The sequence below is a fragment of the Marinobacter salinus genome (genome assembly GCF_001854125.1).
Classification (GTDB): domain Bacteria; phylum Pseudomonadota; class Gammaproteobacteria; order Pseudomonadales; family Oleiphilaceae; genus Marinobacter; species Marinobacter salinus.
The window spans coordinates 1,603,035-1,621,344 of the sequence record NZ_CP017715.1 but is presented as its reverse complement, the minus strand read 5'-3'; the positions used below and the strand labels follow the sequence as shown (position 1 = coordinate 1,621,344).

The window sequence follows — 18,310 nt, the reverse complement described above, 5'->3', positions numbered from 1 at the left end:
GCTCCTTAAAGCTGCGTCTGATAGGGCTGCGATCGGCGGGGCATCGATGGAAAGGCCAAATTGATGGCTGATTTTCGCCCAGCCGTCGATCGCACTGATGGTATCATGAAGCCGGCATAACGCTAAATTTCTCGATAGTATGAGCCTGATCAGTGGCTTTCACTGTTAATTTACCGGAGGTTATCCGCCAATTATGGCCAATAAAGAGTCCAGGGCTGCCAAAGAGGCCGTATTCAGAGTCGACTCACCTTATCAGCCTGCGGGTGATCAGCCGAAGGCGATTGAGGGGCTGGTTGATGGTATTCAGTCAGGTCTGGCCCATCAGACACTGCTGGGTGTAACCGGTTCGGGTAAGACCTTCACGATTGCCAATGTTATAGAGCAGGTTCAGCGCCCGACGATTGTCATGGCCCACAACAAGACACTGGCTGCACAGTTGTATGGAGAGTTCCGGGAGTTCTTTCCGGACAATGCCGTTGAGTACTTTGTTTCCTATTATGATTACTACCAGCCGGAAGCTTACGTACCGTCTTCTGACACCTTTATTGAAAAAGATGCCTCTATTAACGAGCACATCGAGCAGATGCGGTTGTCAGCCACAAAAGCACTTCTGGAGCGGCCGGATGCGATTATCGTGGCAACGGTTTCTTCAATCTATGGTTTGGGGGATCCGAAGTCTTATCTCAAAATGATGTTGCACCTGGATCGTGGTGACCAGATTGACCAGCGTCTTATCCTGAGGCGCCTGGCTGAACTCCAGTACACCCGCAATGATATCGAGTTTCACCGGGCCAATTACCGGGTGCGCGGGGATGTTATTGATGTGTTTCCGGCGGAATCTGAAAAAGAGGCCATTCGAATTGAGTTGTTCGATGATGAAGTCGAAAACCTGAGCTATTTCGACCCCTTGACCGGGGAGGTACTTCGGAGGGTGCCCCGGGTTACCATTTATCCCAAATCCCATTATGTCACGCCACGCCAGACCGTTCTGGACGCGGTTGAGCACATTCGTGTGGAGCTGGACGAACGGCTGCAACAGTTGCGAGACAACAACCGCCTGGTGGAAGCTCAGCGGCTGGAGGAGCGGACCCGCTACGACATTGAGATGATGATGGAGCTGGGGTACTGCAACGGCATCGAGAACTACTCCCGTTATCTCTCTGGTCGCCAGCCGGGTGAAGCGCCTCCGACCCTGTTCGATTATCTGCCGCCCGATGCCCTGCTGGTGGTCGATGAGTCCCATGTGACCATTCCCCAGATTGGCGCCATGTACAAAGGCGACCGGTCACGAAAAGAGACGTTGGTGGAATACGGTTTCAGGTTGCCCTCGGCGCTGGACAATCGCCCGATGCGTTTCGAAGAGTGGGAGCGCATTGCTCCCCAGATGATCTTTGTTTCCGCGACACCGTCCACGTACGAGGCGGAACATGCCGGGCAGGTGGTTGAGCAGGTGGTCAGGCCCACCGGTTTGCTGGATCCGGAAATCGAAGTGCGCCCGGCTTCCACTCAGATTGATGACCTTCTGTCAGAAATCCGCGCCCGCGTTGCCATCCGGGAGCGGGTGCTGGTAACAACGCTGACCAAGCGTATGGCGGAGGATCTCACCGACTTCTTCATGGAGCACGACATTAAAGTACGTTACCTGCACTCCGACATTGATACGGTTGAACGGGTCGAAATCATCCGGGATCTCCGTCGGGGAGTATTCGATGTACTGGTCGGAATCAACCTGTTGCGGGAAGGTCTGGATATGCCTGAAGTATCACTGGTGGCAATTCTGGATGCGGACAAGGAAGGCTTCCTGAGATCTGAGCGGTCACTGATTCAGACTATTGGCCGGGCTGCGCGGAACATTAACGGCAGGGCCATACTGTATGGCGACCGTATAACCGGTTCCATGCAAAAAGCCATCGATGAGACCGGTCGTCGGCGAGCCAAACAGGCTGCCCATAACGAGGAGCATGGCATCACACCTCAGGGGCTGAACAAGAAGATAGCGGACATCATGGAAGGTGCCGGTGGCGGCGGGCGCGGTCGGCGGAAGGCTGAACGTCCTGGTCAGAAAGCGGCCGAGGAAGCCGAGCAGTACAGGGCCAGGGCCGGCAACAGATCGCCGGAAGAGTTGCTCAAGGAAGTATCCCGTCTGGAGGACGAGATGTACAAGGCGGCCTCCGATCTGGACTTTGAGAACGCCGCACGTTTACGGGATGAAATCTCGGAACTGAAGGAAGCCGCGCTGCGAACCGCTTGATCAGCCGGTGCGTTTTGGCCCGACGATCACGGTAGCCTGCAGGGGCTGGAGGCTGCCGTACCTCGACATCTTGTCGAAGATTCGTCGGTCGATAGGCAGGTACTGTTTGTCAGCCACGGTGTCTCCAGCCTCTACATCGATTTCCGGATCGTGCAGATACACGAACTGGTCATCAATGGCGCAAACAGTTACCCAGTGTGGCACCCGGCTGCGATTGAGCTGCCAGGTACTGATCAGAATAACCGGGATTCGGCCTTCAAGGAGGGCTGTTTCCATTCCTTCAAGTGTGAGCGGATCGTGGTGCAGGTCGATACCTGTCAGACCTATGTCGTGCAGAAAGCCCTCGTGCACCAGTTCAAGCACTCGTTTTTTATCCTCGTTTCTTACCGTGTCCTTGAACAGGGCACCCTCTTTGCTGATCCAGGCGCTGGCGTTAAATCCGCGATGCCAGGCTGCAAGTGCGAGTCCGTGAGGACCGCAGCCTCCATGACCGGCCAGCATGAAGATGGTGGTGGCCTCCCGCCAGAGCTTAAGCTCTTCCAGTGTGGTCATCGGTTGCTGCTCATCGAGTGCCGCCATCGCCATGATCAGTGCTGCCGGCCCGCATGAAAATTCCGTGGTTTGCGGATAGTAGGGCACGGCCGGAAATTTCCGGGACGGTTCATAAAACAGGATACGCCGCTCAAAGCGCAGAGCATTGCCGTGGTCCTCGTAATAGTCCCGGAGCGTGCCGAACTGGCGATAACCGAGCCGCTTGTATAGGGCTATGGCTGGCCCGTTGTCTTCTCTGACTTCCAGGCGCATAACAATGCGCCCTGCTTCCACCGCTTCCCGCTCGGCCTCTCGCACCAGTTTCTCGCCAGCACCGCGCCCACGGGCAGTCGGGGATACTGCAATAGAGTATATGCGCGCAAGGCGTGTGGCGGCATTCATCAGGACCAGGCAGTAGCCCACAAGCTGCTCCCCGAGGCTGGCTACGATCAAACGGTCCCGGGGCATCTCCAGGAATCGCCGAAAGCTTCGCCGCGAAATTCGATCCTCTGAAAAGCATCGGTTTTCCAGCCGGACAAGATCGTTGAGGTCGGCGTTGGTGGCATGTCGGAGCTGAAGTTCAGGCATGTGGGTGGAGCCTTGGAGAGAGTCTGGTCGGGTATGCTGGCTGGCTTCCCTTATAGGGCTATTATGGGAGAACTGCTGGTATTGGCAAATACGCCAGCTATGCGTAAAAGCACGCATTATCCGGTGATTGTGCAGGATTAGGCCCCGGCGTATTGTTGCGACTTGTTGTTGAGGCTGAACCTTCAGGGAGGAATGCCATACATGTCCCGTTTGCTCATCGTTGTAGATCGCGCCAGAGACTGGTCGCCTTATTATCCCAGTGAAGATGTACTGACCTTCGATCAGTACCTGGAGCTCTCGGTGCCAGCCTCCAGTCGCGTCCGGGTTATCAATCTGTGCCAGAGTGCGAAATACCTGAGTCGTGGGTATTACTGTTCCTTACTGGCGGAAGCACGCGGCCACCATGTAGTGCCCTCGGTAATGACGCTTAACGATCTGAGCAGAAAGGGGCTGTTCTCGCTGGAGCTGGAAGAGCTTGATGACAGTGTGATCAACTGGCTGGAGGCCTCTGGTGCGGAAATTGATCCGGCAACCGATGAGCGTGAGGCGACCCATGAAGTCAGGATCCGCACCTATTTCGGTCAGGCCGAGAACCCGGACCTGAAGCCTGTGGCGCGGGCGCTGTTTGAGCGTTTTCCCTGTCCGATTCTGGAGATCGTTTTCAAGCGCCGAAAAAAATGGCAGATCGAATCCATGAAGCCTGCGGCGCCTGCGGATCTGGACGAGCACGAACAGGATATCTTTGCGGCGGCTTTTGACCGTTTCAGCAGCATGGTTTGGCGTAAGCCACGAACACGTCGCCGTTACCGTTTTGATCTGGCTGTTCTGGTCAACCCCGATGAGGAGATGCCACCAAGCGACAAAATTGCGCTCAAGCGGTTTGAAAAAGCTGGTCGCAAGCTCGGTATCAATGTCGAGCAGATCACCCGCCGGGACTACATGCGGCTGCCGGAATACGACGGCTTGTTCATCCGGGAGACCACAGCTATTGATCACCACACCTATCGCTTCGCCCGCAGGGCAGAGGCCGAGGGTATGGTCGTGATCGATGACCCTGTGTCGATTCTCCGGTGCACGAATAAGGTGTTTCTGGCGGACTTGCTCAAGAACAACAAGGTACCGACGCCGAAAACCCTGATTCTATCAAAGGATCAGAAGCACGCAGTGGAACAGGTCATTGAGCAGCTCGGTTTCCCTGTCGTCATCAAGATCCCTGATGGCGCATTCTCTCGGGGGGTAACCAAGGCCGAGGATGAAAAAACACTGCGTGCCGGTCTCAGGGAATTGTTCAAACAGTCGGCGCTGGTTCTTGCGCAGGAGTACCTTTACACCGATTACGACTGGCGAATTGGCGTTCTTGGCGGTCGGGCGATCTATGCCTGCAAATACATGATGGTGAAAGGCCACTGGCAGATTTATCAGCATGGGGAGTCCAGCAGCGAGAGTGGTGATTTCGAGACGATGCCAACTTACGAGGTTCCCAGAAATGTCATTCAGGCGGCACTGAATTCCACCCGACTGATTGGAAATGGTTTGTATGGTGTGGATATCAAGCAGTCGGGTAACCGGGTGGCGGTCATTGAGGTAAACGACAATCCGAGTATTGATGCAGGTGTGGAGGATCGCTTCCTCGGAGGCGAGCTCTACACACTGATCATGCAGGAGTTTCTGTCCCGGATGGAGGAAAACCGGCGCCGTTAGGCCCCGGTTTCCTGAAGTGATGGTTCCGCGACCCAGACTCGGGCGCTGCCAAACCAGTTATAGTTATCAAGTGCTTCCCGGATACGCTCGGCCGTCAGCACGTTGTCGCTTGCCGAGGTATCGAAAAACAGCTCCAGGTGAACCTTGTTTTTCAGATAATGCAGGCGAAGCCGGGTATTGGGGGGCAGTTCGCCCACATGCCGAGCCAGCGTGCCACGGATTTCTTCCCGGGAGGGCAGCCGCTCGGACGTGGGCAGGTGATCTTCATCATTCTCGGCATCAATGTGGAAGTTGATGTCGCGGATGTTCTCCAGCGCATCTCTCATGCCTCCGACTACCTGCATGCCGATCTGATGCCCCTCGGACACGCTGATGTCAGGCCTCACAACCAGGTGAATGTCGAGCAGGATGTCATGCCCCATACGACGGCTACGCAGTTCATGCACATTACGGACGCCGTCGGTGCGACGGGCAATGTCTTTGAGCATTTCGGTATCTTCCGGAGACAGCCCGGTGTCTACCAGTTCCTTTACGCTGTCCCAGGTAAATTTCCAGCCGATGTGGATAATGATAAGGGCGATAACAACGGCTGCCAGCACGTCCATCCAGAGAAACCCGAGCATTGCGCCAAACGTTGAAACCAGAACCACAACGGATGAGAAGGCATCCGTCCTGCTGTGCCAGGCATTGGCAATAATCAGGTCGGATCGAATAGCCAGACCAACCCGGCGGGTATAGTGATAAATCCATTCCTTACCCAGAACAGACAGGGCAGCCGCAACAAGCACTGGCCATCCAGGCACGATATCGGCCTTGCCTTCAAGCAGCCTCAGAGTATTTTCCCAAGCCAGGGCAGCACCTACAGCAATCAGAATGCTGCCGAGTACTAGCGTGCCGAAGGTCTCAATGCGCTGATGGCCGTACGGGTGGTCTTCATCCGGCTCCTGTCGTGACACTCGCATGACACCAAGAACCACGAGGTCTGAAGCCACGTCGCTGAATGAGTGAATACCATCCACCAACAGTGCCTGAGAATGAAAAAGAGCACCTCCAATGACCTTAATGACGCCGAGTACGGCATCAAGAATCATACCAATAATGGTAACTCTGGACGCGGCCTTCATTTCCATGGCCAGGTTTTCTCGATGGCGTTGAGCCTTTGAAACCGGTTCTTCCATTCGGGCTGCTCCGGGTAGATTAACAGGCCTTAGTATAACGTTATTGCCAGGCTCCGTGTGGACCGCATCTTAACTGCCTGATTGCACTATTTATGCACAATGTTGCGAATCGGTGACGAACTAACATTTTGTACAGATTTACTCAAGAGTTCTTTGCTTTATGCATAAGCAATTGAAAAATATAATAAAAATAACTGGTCAAAAAATGATCAATCTGTAGGCTGTCGCAGTTATCAAGGGATAGCAAACGTTGCCCCGCGATTTTCAACAGGTTTATCCACAGATTCCGTGGAAAAGGTCATCAGACCGCCATCATACAGTCATTTAGAGCTGATTTTGCCTTCCACCGGGATGCTGTGGAAAACTTCCGGTATACTCCTGCTCACTCATTGGCAAGGAGTTTTCAGATGTACGGCGTTATCCGCAACCTGCTTTTCAGGCTCCCACCGGAGCGGGCCCATAATATTGCATTAAATGGTCTTGATATCGCTAACCGGCTTGGTTTGCTGGGAACTCTTGCGCCGAAGATAGATGCATTACCGGTGAATGTTATGGGTCTGGATTTTCCGAACCCCGTCGGGCTTGCAGCAGGGCTGGATAAAAACGCCGATCATCTTGACGCTCTGGGGACGCTGGGCTTCGGCTTTATTGAGGTCGGGACGGTCACGCCTGTCGCACAGCCTGGTAACCCGAAACCACGGATGTTTCGGTTGCCGGAACACCAGGCCATCATTAACCGCATGGGCTTCAACAATGAAGGCCTCGATCATTTGCTGGATCGGGTTGACAGGCGTCGCTACCAGGGCGTGCTGGGCATTAATGTGGGTAAGAATAAGGACACGCCGAACGAGGAGTCCGAGTCCGACTATCGCAAAGGCATTTCAGCGGTATACAGCCGGGCTGACTACATCACCGTGAACGTCTCGTCGCCCAACACTCCAGGGTTGCGTGATCTCCAATTCGGCGATTCGCTGAAAGCATTGCTGCAGGCAATCAAGAGCGAGCAGGCCGGATGTGAGAAGCGATTCGGCCGTTACGTGCCGATTGCGGTCAAAATTGCACCGGATATGGATGACGAAGGAATTCGCTTTATGGCCTCCGCTCTTCGCGAGAGTGGTCTGGATGGTGTTATCGCCACAAACACCACCGTCAGTCGTGAGGCCGTCAGCGGCCACCGACATGCAGGTGAGGCTGGCGGGCTGAGCGGCGCACCGGTTCGCGCTGCCTCGCTCCGGGTTATCCAGGGGCTTTATGCCGAGTTGGGTGAGTCACTGCCGATTATTGGCGTCGGCGGTATCACCGATGGAGAGAGCGCGGCTGAAAAGATCCGGGCCGGGGCGAAACTGGTCCAGGTGTATACCGGTTTTATATATCGGGGGCCGGAACTGATTCGTGAGGCGGTTGATGCTATCCGGAAGGTGAGTGCGGAGAGTTGATTCCTGTTCTGCAAAAAGGGAAGGGCCAAAAATAAGGTGGGCCCGCTTAGCGGGCCCTTGCGGGGAATAAACCCCGTGGCGTGTCATCGCATGGTACGAGGCGGGGGGCCCCGTTTGGGTTACTCTGAGTACTGCGCCAAATTGTATGAAAAAAGATCAGATCAAGATTCGGGGTTACTTGTGAATGTCGTCACGCTGACGTGACGTTGGAAAGTTTGTGGATGCCGGAAACGCCGGTCATGCCCTCCCAGTTATCTGTGCGGCCTTCTCGCCACCCGTTCAGCCATTCCTGGCGGACTTCAGCCTGTTCGATCGGGCAGCTGTCTTTCGGTTTACCGGACACGCCAGCGAGATAACCCCGCTTGAATGCACGAGCGTACATGTCTCTTTTCTGTCTTTTCATGCCGTTCCTCACTGATGGATTAACAGAACAAGCGTGTACACATCTGCAGTGGCTGCGATCAGTGGACTCCATTCAGGGATAACCCACTATTGTCAGCTCAAGCCAGAGCAGTCAGGATCCTGTTAACCGAGGCGTTTATGCCACCGGAACGACGCGTCACTTACAAGCTAATTCAAACATCGCGCTGATGTACACTATTTATTTCATCTATGTGAATGTTTTTTTATATTTTTATGAAATAAAAAATGACAGCTCTATTTTTAAAAAGCTGCTATTCCGGAAACTTACCCGGATGACCCAATGAATCAGGAGTTGAACTTGTCCCAATCTGTCTTTTTCGTAACCTGCCCGAAGGGCGTTGAATATCTTTTGGCAGACGAACTCAAAACGTTCGGGCTGGAGCCAGTTCGTAATGCGCCGGCCGGTGTCTGGGCGAAGGGCAGTCTGGAAGGCGGTTACCGTACGTGTCTTTGGTCACGGCTTGCGAACCGGGTCATCCTGCATATTGATGAGGTTGATGCCACCAGTGGTGACCGTCTGTATGACGGCGTGGTTCACCTGGACTGGCAACAGCATATTCCGGTTAATGGCAGTTTCCGGGTGACATTCCTTGGCCAAAACGAGGCCATTCGGAACACCCAGTTTGGTGCGCAGAGGGTGAAGGACGGCATAGTTGACCGGTTCCGGGTCGGCGGCGGGCAACGTCCATCGTCCGATGCAAAGGCGCCGGATGTCGTCATCTCGGCAAGGCTCAACCGTGGCCGGCTGTCCCTCGGGATAGACCTGAGCGGACACAGTCTTCACATGCGCGGTTATCGCACAGAGAAGGGCCTTGCACCCATGAAGGAAAACCTGGCTGCTGCTCTTTTGCTGCGTGCTGGCTGGCCTGAGATTGCCCGTGAGGGAGGTGATTTTGTCGATCCCATGTGTGGTTCCGGCACGTTGCTGATAGAGGCTGCGATGATGGCTCTGGATCTTGCGCCGGGGCGCAAGAGCGAGGGCTTCGGTTTTGAGAAGTGGCCAGGGCACCAGCCCGAATTATGGCTGTCTCTTCGCCAGGAAGCGGAGCGCCGCGCCCATGAGGGGAAGCAGGGCAAGTTGCCAAAGTTCGCGGGGTTCGATCAGGACAGCCGGGTTATTGCGACCGCCCGGAATAATCTTCAGCGGGCAGGGCTTGATGGTGTGATCCAGCTGGAAGTCCGGCAGGTAGCGGATCTGGCTCTTGATGGAGGCTGGGCCGAAACCGGTCTGGTGTTAACCAATCCCCCCTACGGCGAACGCCTGAGTGAGCGTCGGGAATTGTCTGCCCTTTATCGCTCGCTCGGGGAGTCCGTAAAGCGTGTCGCTCCTGGTTGGCGCCTGGGTGTGTTCACTGGAGCGCCGGAGTACGGTAAATCCATTGGTTTGCGGAGCTACAAGCAGTATCGCCTTTTCAACGGCAAGCTCCCGGCCCAGTTACTGTTATTCGAGATTGATGATGCCAGCGCGATGACGCCCAGGGAGCCGGACATTCCCGGCGAAATCACGCCACGCATTGCCAACGAGGAACGGGCGGCAATGCTCGGGAACCGACTTAAGAAAAACATGAAGACGATCGGGCAGTGGGCCCGCAAGCAGGGGATCAGTTGCTATCGCCTGTATGACGCTGACATGCCGGAGTTTGCCCTGGCCATTGATATTTACGAGGGAAGGGTTCACGTTCAGGAATATGCTGCTCCCAAGTCTGTTGATGAGCGCTCTGCCAGAGAGCGCCTCGCGGAGGCGTTGGCGGTTATTCCGGGTGCGCTGGGTATTGAACGCGAGGATATGGTGACAAAACAGCGCCAGCGCCAGACAGGCACGAGCCAGTACGAGAAGCAGGAGGCCAGCGGCGAGTTTTTTCAGGTGCATGAGCACGGATGTGTGCTGAAAGTGAATCTGAAAGACTACCTGGATACCGGCCTTTTTCTCGACCATCGTCCGGTGAGGCTCTGGATTCAGCAGCACGCGAAAGGTCAGCGGTTTCTGAACCTTTTCTGCTACACCGGTGCCGCGACAGTGCATGCGGCAGTCGGAGGCGCCAGCCGCTCTCTGAGTCTTGATATGTCAAAGACCTATGTGAATTGGGCGGAAGAAAATCTCGCGTTGAACCGTGCAGACCCGAAACGTCACCGGGTGGAACAGGCAGACTGTCTGGCCTGGTTGGCTGAGAAACCGTCCCCGGACCAGCGGTTTGATCTGATTTTCATGGATCCTCCCACTTTCTCCAATTCCGCCCGCATGGCGGGTGTGCTGGATATCCAGAAAGACCACGGCAGGCTTATTCGTCAGGCCATGGCCCGGCTGAACTCTGAAGGTTTGTTGATCTTCTCAAACAATTTCCGGCGCTTTAAGCTGGATGAGGCTCTGGAAGGCGAGTTCGAAATCGAAGAGGTGAGCAAAAGCACCCTTGATAGAGATTTTCAGCGGAACGCGAGAATCCATCGGTGCTGGCATATTCGCCACCAGGACTGACCTGATTCGTCCAGATCGGCCGGTGGACTGCGGTTTCAGAATTCGTAACGCAGACCACCGGAGAACTGAAACGTATTCACGTTCGTTCCGGTATCTTCGAACAGTTTTCCGCCTTCGAAAACCAGGTAGGTGTTGTCGAGAACTTCAAAGTCCAGACCGGCAACCCAGCTTATGCTGAAACTGCTGCCCGGGAATTCCCCTTCAAGATCCCGGAACTGGGCATTCCGACTATCTTCGGCGTTCATGAGTCTGCCTTCTCCGTTGATGTAGGAAAAGCCAAACTGCCCGTAAATGTCGGCCGAATCGGTGATGGGGTAGTGCATGCCGAGGTACCAGCTGGCGAAGTAGTCGATGGAAAGAGTCAGGTCACTTTCGGGGATGTCTGCATCCTTGAAACCACCGCCAGCCCTTAGCTCGGCGTGAAAGAAGTCAGTGATGTGACCGCCGACAATCAGTGTGCCGCCAGAGCCCCAGCCAGTCTCGTTGGTGAGCTCGCCCACGGTGCGGTGGTTGAAAGCGGTCGCCAGCATGCCAACATAATGCATGTCTTCCCGCGCTTTTTCCTGAGCCGTTGCAGTCGGAGATGTGGGCATCGTGGCCGCAATCAGCGCGGCGAGGAGGGATGTTCTCACAACCTGGTTCATTGTTATGGGGCTTCCTGACGTAAGCGGATACGGGCTGATTTTGCCTTCTGTAACCGTTTGTTACGTCGACCCGTGTCACACTTCCCTGTGTTGAGTAAGGGTGTAGTGCTCAGTTTTCTTCAAGAAGGCCCTCTTCTTTGGCCAGAAGCAGCAGTGCATAGACTCCGTTTTCCGGCAGTTGGGGCTCCAGGCCTTCATCAATCATGACCTGGCGGCGGCGGTCTTCCAGGTCGTTGCTGTCCAAGCCGGTAATAAGGTCGGTGATCGGTGCGATCTCAAAGGGAGCTTCCTGGCCAAGGGCGGTGAAGATCTTGTCAATGAGGATCTCGTCCGGGTCCAGTCCATCGACGTAAACGGTCTGGTCCGGCAGGTCTTCGTGGAGTTCTCGTGCTAACTCCAGTATCGGCACGCCCTGTTCTTCGAGGTACCTGAGGTCGACGTCGCCCAGGTCGCCATCGTCAGGCAGCCAGTCGTCTTCCGGGGCAATAACGACCGCTTTCATGCGACCGTCGGCCAGCGACCAGGCCATGGCAACCGGAAACAGGGCGTCGTCTGTATGGCAGTATTCAATATCGAGAAATCTTGGTGCTTGCACGATGGGCTCCGGTAATCACGGGTGAGTAAAAATCTGGTGGTCAGGAATGTCCGCATCCGAGTATGAGGCTTGAGAGCTTCATGCCATACTATTCAAGCAATTATCATCGAATCAGGAACATCATGGAACACGCTGAATTTAACAAAGACTTGCTGAAATTTCTGGACTCATCGCCAACGCCCTGGCATGCGGTTGCCACCATGAAATACCGGCTGGATGCGGCCGGCTTTGAAGAGCTCGACGAACGGGATGACTGGTCGCTGGCTCGTAATCAGGGTTATTACGTTATCCGGAACGGCTCGTCCATTGTTGCGTTTCGCACAGGACAGAATGATGTAACAACGTCCGGGATCCGCATGGTCGGCGCCCACACGGATAGCCCCTGCCTTAAAGTGAAGCCTAACCCGGAGTTGCGTCGAAAGGGCTTCTTTCAGCTCGGCGTTGAGGTGTATGGCGGTGTTTTGCTGAACCCCTGGTTTGACCGGGATCTTTCACTTGCGGGTAGGGTAACCGTTCTGGATGAAAACGGTAAGGTGTGCGACACACTTGTGGACTTCCGCAAGCCGGTGGCCTTTATCCCTAGCCTGGCCATTCACCTGGATCGGGAGGCAAATAGCAATCGCACGGTGAACGCCCAGACGGATCTACCTCCTGTTCTCATGCAGGTTCCGGAAACCGATACCACCAGCTTTGCTGATCTTCTGTGCCAGCAAATGGCGAGCGAATCCGGTATGAAGGTGCGCAAAGTTTTGGGGTATGAGTTGAGCTTCTATGACGCCCGGGAGGCCTCTTTTGTCGGACTGCGTGATGAGTTTATAGCATCGGCGCGACTGGACAATCTGTTGAGTTGCTATGTTGGCCTTCAGTCTTTGTTGAATACCTCCGGCGACGAGGCTGTGCTGCTCGTGTGTAATGATCACGAAGAGGTCGGGAGCATGTCGGCAGAAGGGGCCCAGGGGCCGTTCCTGTCTGCGGTTATTGATCGCTGGTGTGGTTCCGGCAGAGCTCGGGCGATTGCTCGGTCAATGATGATTTCGGCGGATAATGCCCACGGTATCCATCCCAATTACATGGACAAACACGACGAGAATCACGGTCCCTTATTGAACCAGGGGCCAGTCATCAAGGTTAATCACAACCAGCGCTATGCGACCAATAGCCGATCAGCAGCCGTTTATCGCCACATCAGTGATGAGTTGGGCTTGCCGCACCAGACCTTCGTTGTGCGCAGCGATATGGGCTGTGGAAGCACAATCGGACCGTTGACGGCAGGGAATCTGGGTGTGACTACACTGGATATCGGCGTGCCTCAGTTTGGTATGCACTCAATCCGGGAGCTTATCGGGACTGAGGATGGTTATACTTTGTTCCGGGTGCTTGAAGAATTCATGCAGCGAGAGCAGATTTTCTGAAGTCCGGAATGAAAAATGCCGCTGGTTCATACGAAGCAGCGGCATTTCGAAATATGTGGCTCCCCGAGCTGGGCTCGAACCAGCGACAAACGGATTAACAGTCCGTTGCTCTACCAACTGAGCTATCGGGGAACAGCAGCAAAGTGGCGCGCATATTAAGCGCTTTGCGGGATCGGGTCAACCCCCTGAATTGAAAGGTTAAAAATTGTACTATCGTCCACCACCCTGGCTCCGTAGCGGGCATGTACAGTCGGTCTGGCCCACTCTGTTTCGCAAGGTCGAGACACTGTCGCCGCAGCCAGAGGTCATTCAGACGGATGACGACGACGAGTTGCACCTTGACTGGTATCGGCAGGGCAGTAACCGCCTTGCCATTATTTCCCATGGTCTTGAGGGCCATAGTCGCCGGCCTTATGTGCTGGGTCTTACCCGGGCACTGCTGATTGACGGCTGGGATGTACTTGCGTGGAATTTCCGCTCCTGTGGCGGTGTGATGAACCGGCAGCCCCGGTTCTATCACAGCGGCGCGACTGGCGACCTGGGCAGGGTTGTAAGGCATGGTCTCGGGAACGGCTACGACACGGTCTTCCTTTCCGGCTTCAGCATGGGTGGGAATCTGACGTTGCTCTACCTTGCTCAGCAGGGGGAGCAGATTGACAGCCGGATATGTGGCGCCGTTACCTACTCTGTACCGTGTGATCTGGCGGGCAGTGCGGAAGTTCTTGCCCGTCCAAGCCGAAAAATATACATGCAGCGTTTCCTGAAGGATCTTCATTGGAAAATGCAGGGAAAAGCGGAGAAGTTTCCGGATTTGATCGATGTTACCGGTTTTGAATCTATCCGCACGTTTCGCGAATTTGATGATCGTTACACGGCGCCGTTGCATGGTTTCCGGGATGCCCGGGATTACTGGGCCCAGTGCTCGGCACTTGGACAGCTCAGGAACATTCGGGTGCCGGCACTGATGCTCAATGCCGCGGACGATCCTTTCCTGTCGCCGGCGTGTTTTCCGGAGTCCCGCGGCATATTGGGAAAACACGTCCGTCTGGAAGCGCCGCGTTGGGGCGGACACGTCGGATTCGTGGAGCATGCCCGGGATGGCTACTACTGGTCGGAGCGCCGGGCCATTGCATTTTTGCAGGGCGTTTTCTGACGCCGCCAATCAGCGATAAACGCCCTAACGAAGCACTGGCTTGAGAACGGGCCAGACATTTTCAAGAAGCTGTGATTGTGCCTCGTCTGTCGGGTGGATGCCGTCTTCCTGCATCAGGGCTTCCTGATCGTAGATACCTTCCAGAAAGAAGGGAACCAGAGCGGTGTCGAACCGGTCCGAGAGTTTCGGGAAGATATCCGCGAACGTGCTGGTATAACGTTGGCCATAGTTGGGTGGTATCTGCATGCCCACCAGTACGGCTCTGGCGCCGGACTTCTGGACCAGCGTGATCATGGAGGCCAGGTTGGACTCGATGACGTTGGGCGGGAACCCGCGCAGTCCGTCATTGCCGCCCAGCTCTATGATGACGACGTCCGGATTGTTTTCCTCAATCAGCCTGGGTAGCCGCCTGGCACCGCCATCGGTAGTCTCACCACTGATGCTGGCATTAATGACCTGCCATTGCGCCAAGCCATTGTTTTGCAGGCGCTGTTTGAGTAACTGGACCCAGGCGGTTTCGGAAGGAACACCGTAAGCGGCACTCAGGCTGTCACCCAGAATAAGCAGCGTGTTCTGGCTGGCGAGCGAGTGCGCGGAGAAAAAAGCGAGAAATACCAAAAGGATTGATCTGGCGGACCGTCGTGCCGTATGCATAGTCAATTCATTTACCTTTTTCAGTTCAACAAACCCAGGAACGGGGGCTCTAGTGAACCAGATGACCGATCTCAACTCCGACCGTCAGCATCCGATGTTGCGTGTCTCGAACCTGACTCACAGAGTCAGCCTTGAAACCGATACGCTGACGATCTTGCAGGGGGTCAGTCTGGAAATCAATCGGGGAGAATCCGTAGCCATTGTCGGTCGCTCCGGTTCCGGTAAAACCACGTTGCTGGGATTGCTGGCAGGACTGGACACGCCGAGCGAGGGAACGGTCGAGCTGGACGGTTCGGTGATCAGCAAGCTTAGCGAAGATGAGAGGGCAAAGCTGAGGGCCCGGCGGGTTGGTTTCGTGTTCCAGTCGTTTCAGCTGCTGCCGGCGTTAACAGCACTGGAGAACGTTATGCTGCCGTTGGAGTTGGCCGGCATGGAAGAGCCCGAGAAGCGGGCGCGGGAGCTTTTGGAACGTGTTGGCTTGGGGGAGCGCCTGTCCCATACCCCCCGGCAACTATCAGGTGGTGAGCAGCAGCGGGTGGCGATCGCCCGGGCGTTTGCCTCTGAACCAGTCATCCTGTTTGCCGACGAGCCCACCGGCAACCTCGATAACCGAACCGGACAAGCAGTGTCGGATCTGTTAATGGCGCTCAATCGGGAGCAGGGCACGACATTGATCATGGTCACCCATGATGAGCACCTGGCGGGTCGGTGTGGCCGGCAGTTTCACATTGAGGCAGGCGTGCTGACAGAGCCGGAACCGGCCCGGGAGCTGGCCCACTGATGGCTGCCGCAAAGAAATTGATGTCTGTTCGCCGCGACTGGCGCGAGCGAGACGTTCGTGTGGTGCTGGCAGCACTGATCATCGCTGTCGCAACCGTTGCCACCATCGCCCTGTTTGCCAGTCAGTTGCAGCGCACCCTTGTGTCCTCGGCCAGCTCTTTTTTGGCGGCAGATCGCCAGCTTGAAGCAGAAAACGGCCGGGAAATACCGGCAGACTGGCTGCAAGAGGCTCAGGCCAAAGGACTCGCCACCGGCAGAATGGTGGAATTTTCCACCATGGTATTCGGGAGTGGCGGTTTTCAGCTGGTGTCCGTGAAAGCCGTCAGTAATGAATACCCTTTGCGCGGTCAGATTGAGGTGCAGCAGGATGCCGAGGGGCCGCGAAGCATGGTGGCCGGGGGGCCGAAACCCGGGCAAGTCTGGATTAACCCTCGCCTGTTGCGACTGTTGGACCTGACTATCGGTGACTCGCTGGAGGTGGGGAACCGGAATCTGACCATATCAGGACTTCTCATCCGCGAGCCCGATGGCGGATTCAGGCTGTCATCCCTGGCTCCCCGGGTAATGATGCATGTGGACGATGTGGCCTCGACTGGCGTTATCCAGGAAGGTAGTCGGGTAGAGTACGTTTATCTGTTCGCAGGCGACAATGCTGCGCTTGAGGACTATTACACCTGGTTGAAGCCGCGCCTTGAACCGAGTCATGAATGGGAAGGTGTCCGCGACGGAGAGACCTTCTCCCGGTCTCTTGAGCGAGCCGAGCGATTCCTGCTTCTCGGCGGCAGCCTGGCTGTTTTGCTGGCAGCAGTTGCGGTTGCTGTAGCCAGCCGGCAATACGCTTTGTCTCAAAGAGATACGGTGGCGCTGCTGAAAACGTTGGGGGTTAGCAGTGGCGGTATCGGTAAGCTTTACCTCCGCCGGCTGGCACTCTGGGGTATTACCGGTGTTGTTGGCGGGTTGTTGGTTGCCTTGCCCCTGTTCTGGTTACTGACCCGAATATTGAGCGATGTGCTTGAGCGCCCGGTGGAATTCTACCTTGACCCGTCAGCGTTAACCCCGGCTCTTCTGACCGCTTTGGTGTCGCTGTTTGCGTTTGCCTATCCGCCGATTCGACGTTTGCGTCATGTCCCGGCAATGCGCGTGCTGCGCAGTCAGCCTGGGGAAACGGGGCGGGAGGCTTTGCCGGATATGGCGATTGCCGTTCTCGCTGTATTCGGGCTGGTTTGGGCTTACGCCGGCGAGTTGGCACTGGTGGTATCGCTGCTTGGTGGTTTGGTGCTCCTGCTTGGGGCCCTCGGGCTGCTAGGGGGACTCCTGGTTGCGACATTGAGGAAAGTGCGCGGTGGCGGCAATTCCTGGCGACTGGCACTGGTGGGGCTGTATCGCCACCGCCGCGCCAGCCTTTCCCAGATGGCGGTATTCGCCATGACCCTGATGCTGGCGGCCACATTGATCCTCGTCCGAACCTCCCTGCTGAATGACTGGCAGGCACAGTTGCCCGAAGATGCGCCGAACCACTTCCTGATTAACATTGCGCCGGATGCCGTGGACGAGGTGGGCGCTTTCTGGCAAGAGCGCGGACAACCCCTGGACCGACTTTATCCCATGGTGCGCGGGCGACTTACTGAACTGAACGGCCAGCCGGTGAAGGAGGCGGTTAGCAAAGACCAGAGGATCGGCGCGCTGAACCGGGAGCTGAATCTCACCTGGATGTCGTCATTGCCCGAGGATAACGAGATTGTGCAGGGGCAATGGTTTGAACCGGGCCAGGTGCAGGGTGTATCGGTGGAATCGCAACTGGCAGAACGCCTGGGGCTAAAGCTCGGTGACAAACTGAGCTTTACCATTGGATCCGCGAAAGTTACGGAACCGGTTACCAGTATTCGTACGGTCCAGTGGGACAGCATGAAGCCCAATTTCTACATGGCCTTTCCGCCTGGTGGTGGTTTGACGGATATGCCAGCTACCTGGATAACCAGCTTCTACCTACCCTCGGAGAAGAAAACAGAATTGAACGACTTCTCCCGCCAGTTCCCGACAATTTCGGTGTTGGAGATTGATAACATTATTGAGCGTATTCAACAGATCGTTCTTCAGGTAACCCAGGCCATTGAGGCTATTCTTGCCCTGATTCTGGCCGCTGCCCTGGTGGTTATGGCTGCCGTGGTGAGTGCTACCCTGCGGGACCGTCAGAGGGAGGGAGCGTTACTGAGAACCCTGGGCGGTCGCCAGTCTCTGCTGGTGCGAAGTACTATGCTGGAATTTGCCCTGTTGGGTGGTTTTGCCGGTGTGCTTGGTGTGGTTGCAGCGGAAGCTGCTGTCTGGGCCCTTCAGTTCCGGATGTTTGAGGGCAGTTTCAACTGGCATTGGCAGGTTGTGTTGCCGGTGCCGCTGATTAGTGCTGTAGTTCTTGCCGTGTTCGGGCGTTGGCAGTTGCGACCGGTGCTGAACGTGTCGCCTATGCTGCTGTTGCGGCGACTGGAGTAATCTC

14 protein-coding genes and 1 tRNA gene are annotated in these 18,310 nt (G+C 55.8%); 8 read left to right on the top strand and 7 right to left on the bottom strand.

Features of this window, described 5'->3' with window-relative positions:
• Positions 1-193 precede the first annotated feature (193 nt).
• Positions 194-2,251 (top strand): excinuclease ABC subunit UvrB, encoded by a 2,058-nt coding sequence (gene uvrB / locus BKP64_RS07385; RefSeq protein ID WP_070967987.1) that lies wholly within the window; start codon positions 194-196, stop codon positions 2,249-2,251.
• Here the strand turns inward: uvrB and rimI are convergent, their stop codons facing one another.
• A complete protein-coding gene (rimI, locus tag BKP64_RS07380) occupies positions 2,252-3,370 on the bottom strand; it encodes a ribosomal protein S18-alanine N-acetyltransferase (RefSeq protein ID WP_070967986.1) in 1,119 nt (372 codons plus the stop codon). It abuts the gene before it with no gap.
• A gap of 201 nt (positions 3,371-3,571) precedes the next feature.
• Here rimI and BKP64_RS07375 point away from each other — a divergent pair, with 201 nt between their 5' ends.
• On the top strand, positions 3,572-5,071 hold the full coding sequence (locus BKP64_RS07375) for a RimK family protein (protein WP_070967983.1): 1,500 nt from the start codon (positions 3,572-3,574) through the stop codon (positions 5,069-5,071).
• Here BKP64_RS07375 and BKP64_RS07370 read toward each other — a convergent pair.
• Positions 5,068-6,249 carry a cation diffusion facilitator family transporter gene (locus tag BKP64_RS07370; protein WP_070967981.1) on the bottom strand — a complete coding sequence of 394 codons (1,182 nt, stop codon included), beginning with the start codon at positions 6,247-6,249 and terminating at the stop codon, positions 5,068-5,070. The genes BKP64_RS07375 and BKP64_RS07370 overlap by 4 nt on opposite strands.
• Positions 6,250-6,656: 407 nt before the next feature.
• Between BKP64_RS07370 and BKP64_RS07365 the strand changes: the two genes are divergently transcribed.
• A complete protein-coding gene (locus BKP64_RS07365) occupies positions 6,657-7,685 on the top strand; it encodes a quinone-dependent dihydroorotate dehydrogenase (protein WP_070967978.1) in 1,029 nt (342 codons plus the stop codon).
• Positions 7,686-7,875: 190 nt separating this feature from the next.
• Here BKP64_RS07365 and rmf read toward each other — a convergent pair whose 3' ends face one another.
• Positions 7,876-8,088, bottom strand: a complete 213-nt coding sequence (rmf, locus tag BKP64_RS07360) for a ribosome modulation factor (protein ID WP_070967976.1) — start codon at positions 8,086-8,088, stop codon at positions 7,876-7,878.
• A gap of 300 nt (positions 8,089-8,388) precedes the next feature.
• Here rmf and rlmKL point away from each other — a divergent pair, with 300 nt between their 5' ends.
• On the top strand, positions 8,389-10,581 hold the full coding sequence (gene rlmKL, locus BKP64_RS07355) for a bifunctional 23S rRNA (guanine(2069)-N(7))-methyltransferase RlmK/23S rRNA (guanine(2445)-N(2))-methyltransferase RlmL (protein WP_236953996.1): 2,193 nt from the start codon (positions 8,389-8,391) through the stop codon (positions 10,579-10,581).
• 35 nt (positions 10,582-10,616) lie between these two features.
• Here rlmKL and BKP64_RS07350 read toward each other — a convergent pair whose 3' ends face one another.
• Complete coding sequence (locus BKP64_RS07350; RefSeq protein ID WP_227515533.1) at positions 10,617-11,213, bottom strand: outer membrane beta-barrel protein; 597 nt, start codon at positions 11,211-11,213, stop codon at positions 10,617-10,619.
• Between the two features lie 121 nt (positions 11,214-11,334).
• On the bottom strand, positions 11,335-11,820 hold the full coding sequence (locus BKP64_RS07345) for a hypothetical protein (protein WP_070967970.1): 486 nt from the start codon (positions 11,818-11,820) through the stop codon (positions 11,335-11,337).
• A gap of 122 nt (positions 11,821-11,942) precedes the next feature.
• Between BKP64_RS07345 and BKP64_RS07340 the strand changes: the two genes are divergently transcribed.
• Positions 11,943-13,232 carry a M18 family aminopeptidase gene (locus BKP64_RS07340; RefSeq protein WP_070967968.1) on the top strand — a complete coding sequence of 430 codons (1,290 nt, stop codon included), beginning with the start codon at positions 11,943-11,945 and terminating at the stop codon, positions 13,230-13,232.
• 56 nt (positions 13,233-13,288) lie between these two features.
• Here the strand turns inward: BKP64_RS07340 and BKP64_RS07335 are convergent.
• Positions 13,289-13,364: transfer RNA gene (locus tag BKP64_RS07335), tRNA-Asn, on the bottom strand.
• Positions 13,365-13,437: 73 nt separating this feature from the next.
• Here BKP64_RS07335 and BKP64_RS07330 point away from each other — a divergent pair.
• A complete protein-coding gene (locus tag BKP64_RS07330) occupies positions 13,438-14,385 on the top strand; it encodes a YheT family hydrolase (protein ID WP_070967965.1) in 948 nt (315 codons plus the stop codon).
• 24 nt (positions 14,386-14,409) lie between these two features.
• Here BKP64_RS07330 and BKP64_RS07325 read toward each other — a convergent pair whose 3' ends face one another.
• Complete coding sequence (locus tag BKP64_RS07325) at positions 14,410-15,039, bottom strand: arylesterase (protein ID WP_070967962.1); 630 nt, start codon at positions 15,037-15,039, stop codon at positions 14,410-14,412.
• A 61-nt stretch (positions 15,040-15,100) separates the two neighbouring features.
• Here BKP64_RS07325 and BKP64_RS07320 point away from each other — a divergent pair, with 61 nt between their 5' ends.
• Both BKP64_RS07320 and BKP64_RS07315 read left to right on the top strand, forming a co-directional pair.
• Entirely contained in the window at positions 15,101-15,820 is a 720-nt protein-coding gene (locus tag BKP64_RS07320) for an ABC transporter ATP-binding protein (protein WP_070973598.1), read from the top strand.
• Positions 15,820-18,306, top strand: coding sequence for an ABC transporter permease (locus BKP64_RS07315; protein WP_070967959.1), 2,487 nt, complete (start codon positions 15,820-15,822; stop codon positions 18,304-18,306). Before BKP64_RS07320 ends, BKP64_RS07315 begins: the two co-directional genes overlap by 1 nt.
• Positions 18,307-18,310 lie beyond the last annotated feature (4 nt).

Bases quoted from the DNA above. Each gene is read 5' to 3' on its own strand.
- uvrB (WP_070967987.1), top strand. From the start codon at position 194: ATGGCCAATAAAGAGTCCAGGGCTGCCAAAGAGGCCGTATTCAGAGTC.
- rimI (WP_070967986.1), bottom strand. From the start codon at position 3,370: ATGCCTGAACTTCAGCTCCGACATGCCACCAACGCCGACCTCAACGAT.
- BKP64_RS07375 (WP_070967983.1), top strand. From the start codon at position 3,572: ATGTCCCGTTTGCTCATCGTTGTAGATCGCGCCAGAGACTGGTCGCCT.
- BKP64_RS07370 (WP_070967981.1), bottom strand. From the start codon at position 6,249: ATGGAAGAACCGGTTTCAAAGGCTCAACGCCATCGAGAAAACCTGGCC.
- BKP64_RS07365 (WP_070967978.1), top strand. From the start codon at position 6,657: ATGTACGGCGTTATCCGCAACCTGCTTTTCAGGCTCCCACCGGAGCGG.
- rmf (WP_070967976.1), bottom strand. From the start codon at position 8,088: ATGAAAAGACAGAAAAGAGACATGTACGCTCGTGCATTCAAGCGGGGT.
- rlmKL (WP_236953996.1), top strand. From the start codon at position 8,389: ATGAATCAGGAGTTGAACTTGTCCCAATCTGTCTTTTTCGTAACCTGC.
- BKP64_RS07340 (WP_070967968.1), top strand. From the start codon at position 11,943: ATGGAACACGCTGAATTTAACAAAGACTTGCTGAAATTTCTGGACTCA.
- BKP64_RS07325 (WP_070967962.1), bottom strand. From the start codon at position 15,039: ATGCATACGGCACGACGGTCCGCCAGATCAATCCTTTTGGTATTTCTC.
- BKP64_RS07320 (WP_070973598.1), top strand. From the start codon at position 15,101: ATGACCGATCTCAACTCCGACCGTCAGCATCCGATGTTGCGTGTCTCG.
- BKP64_RS07315 (WP_070967959.1), top strand. From the start codon at position 15,820: ATGGCTGCCGCAAAGAAATTGATGTCTGTTCGCCGCGACTGGCGCGAG.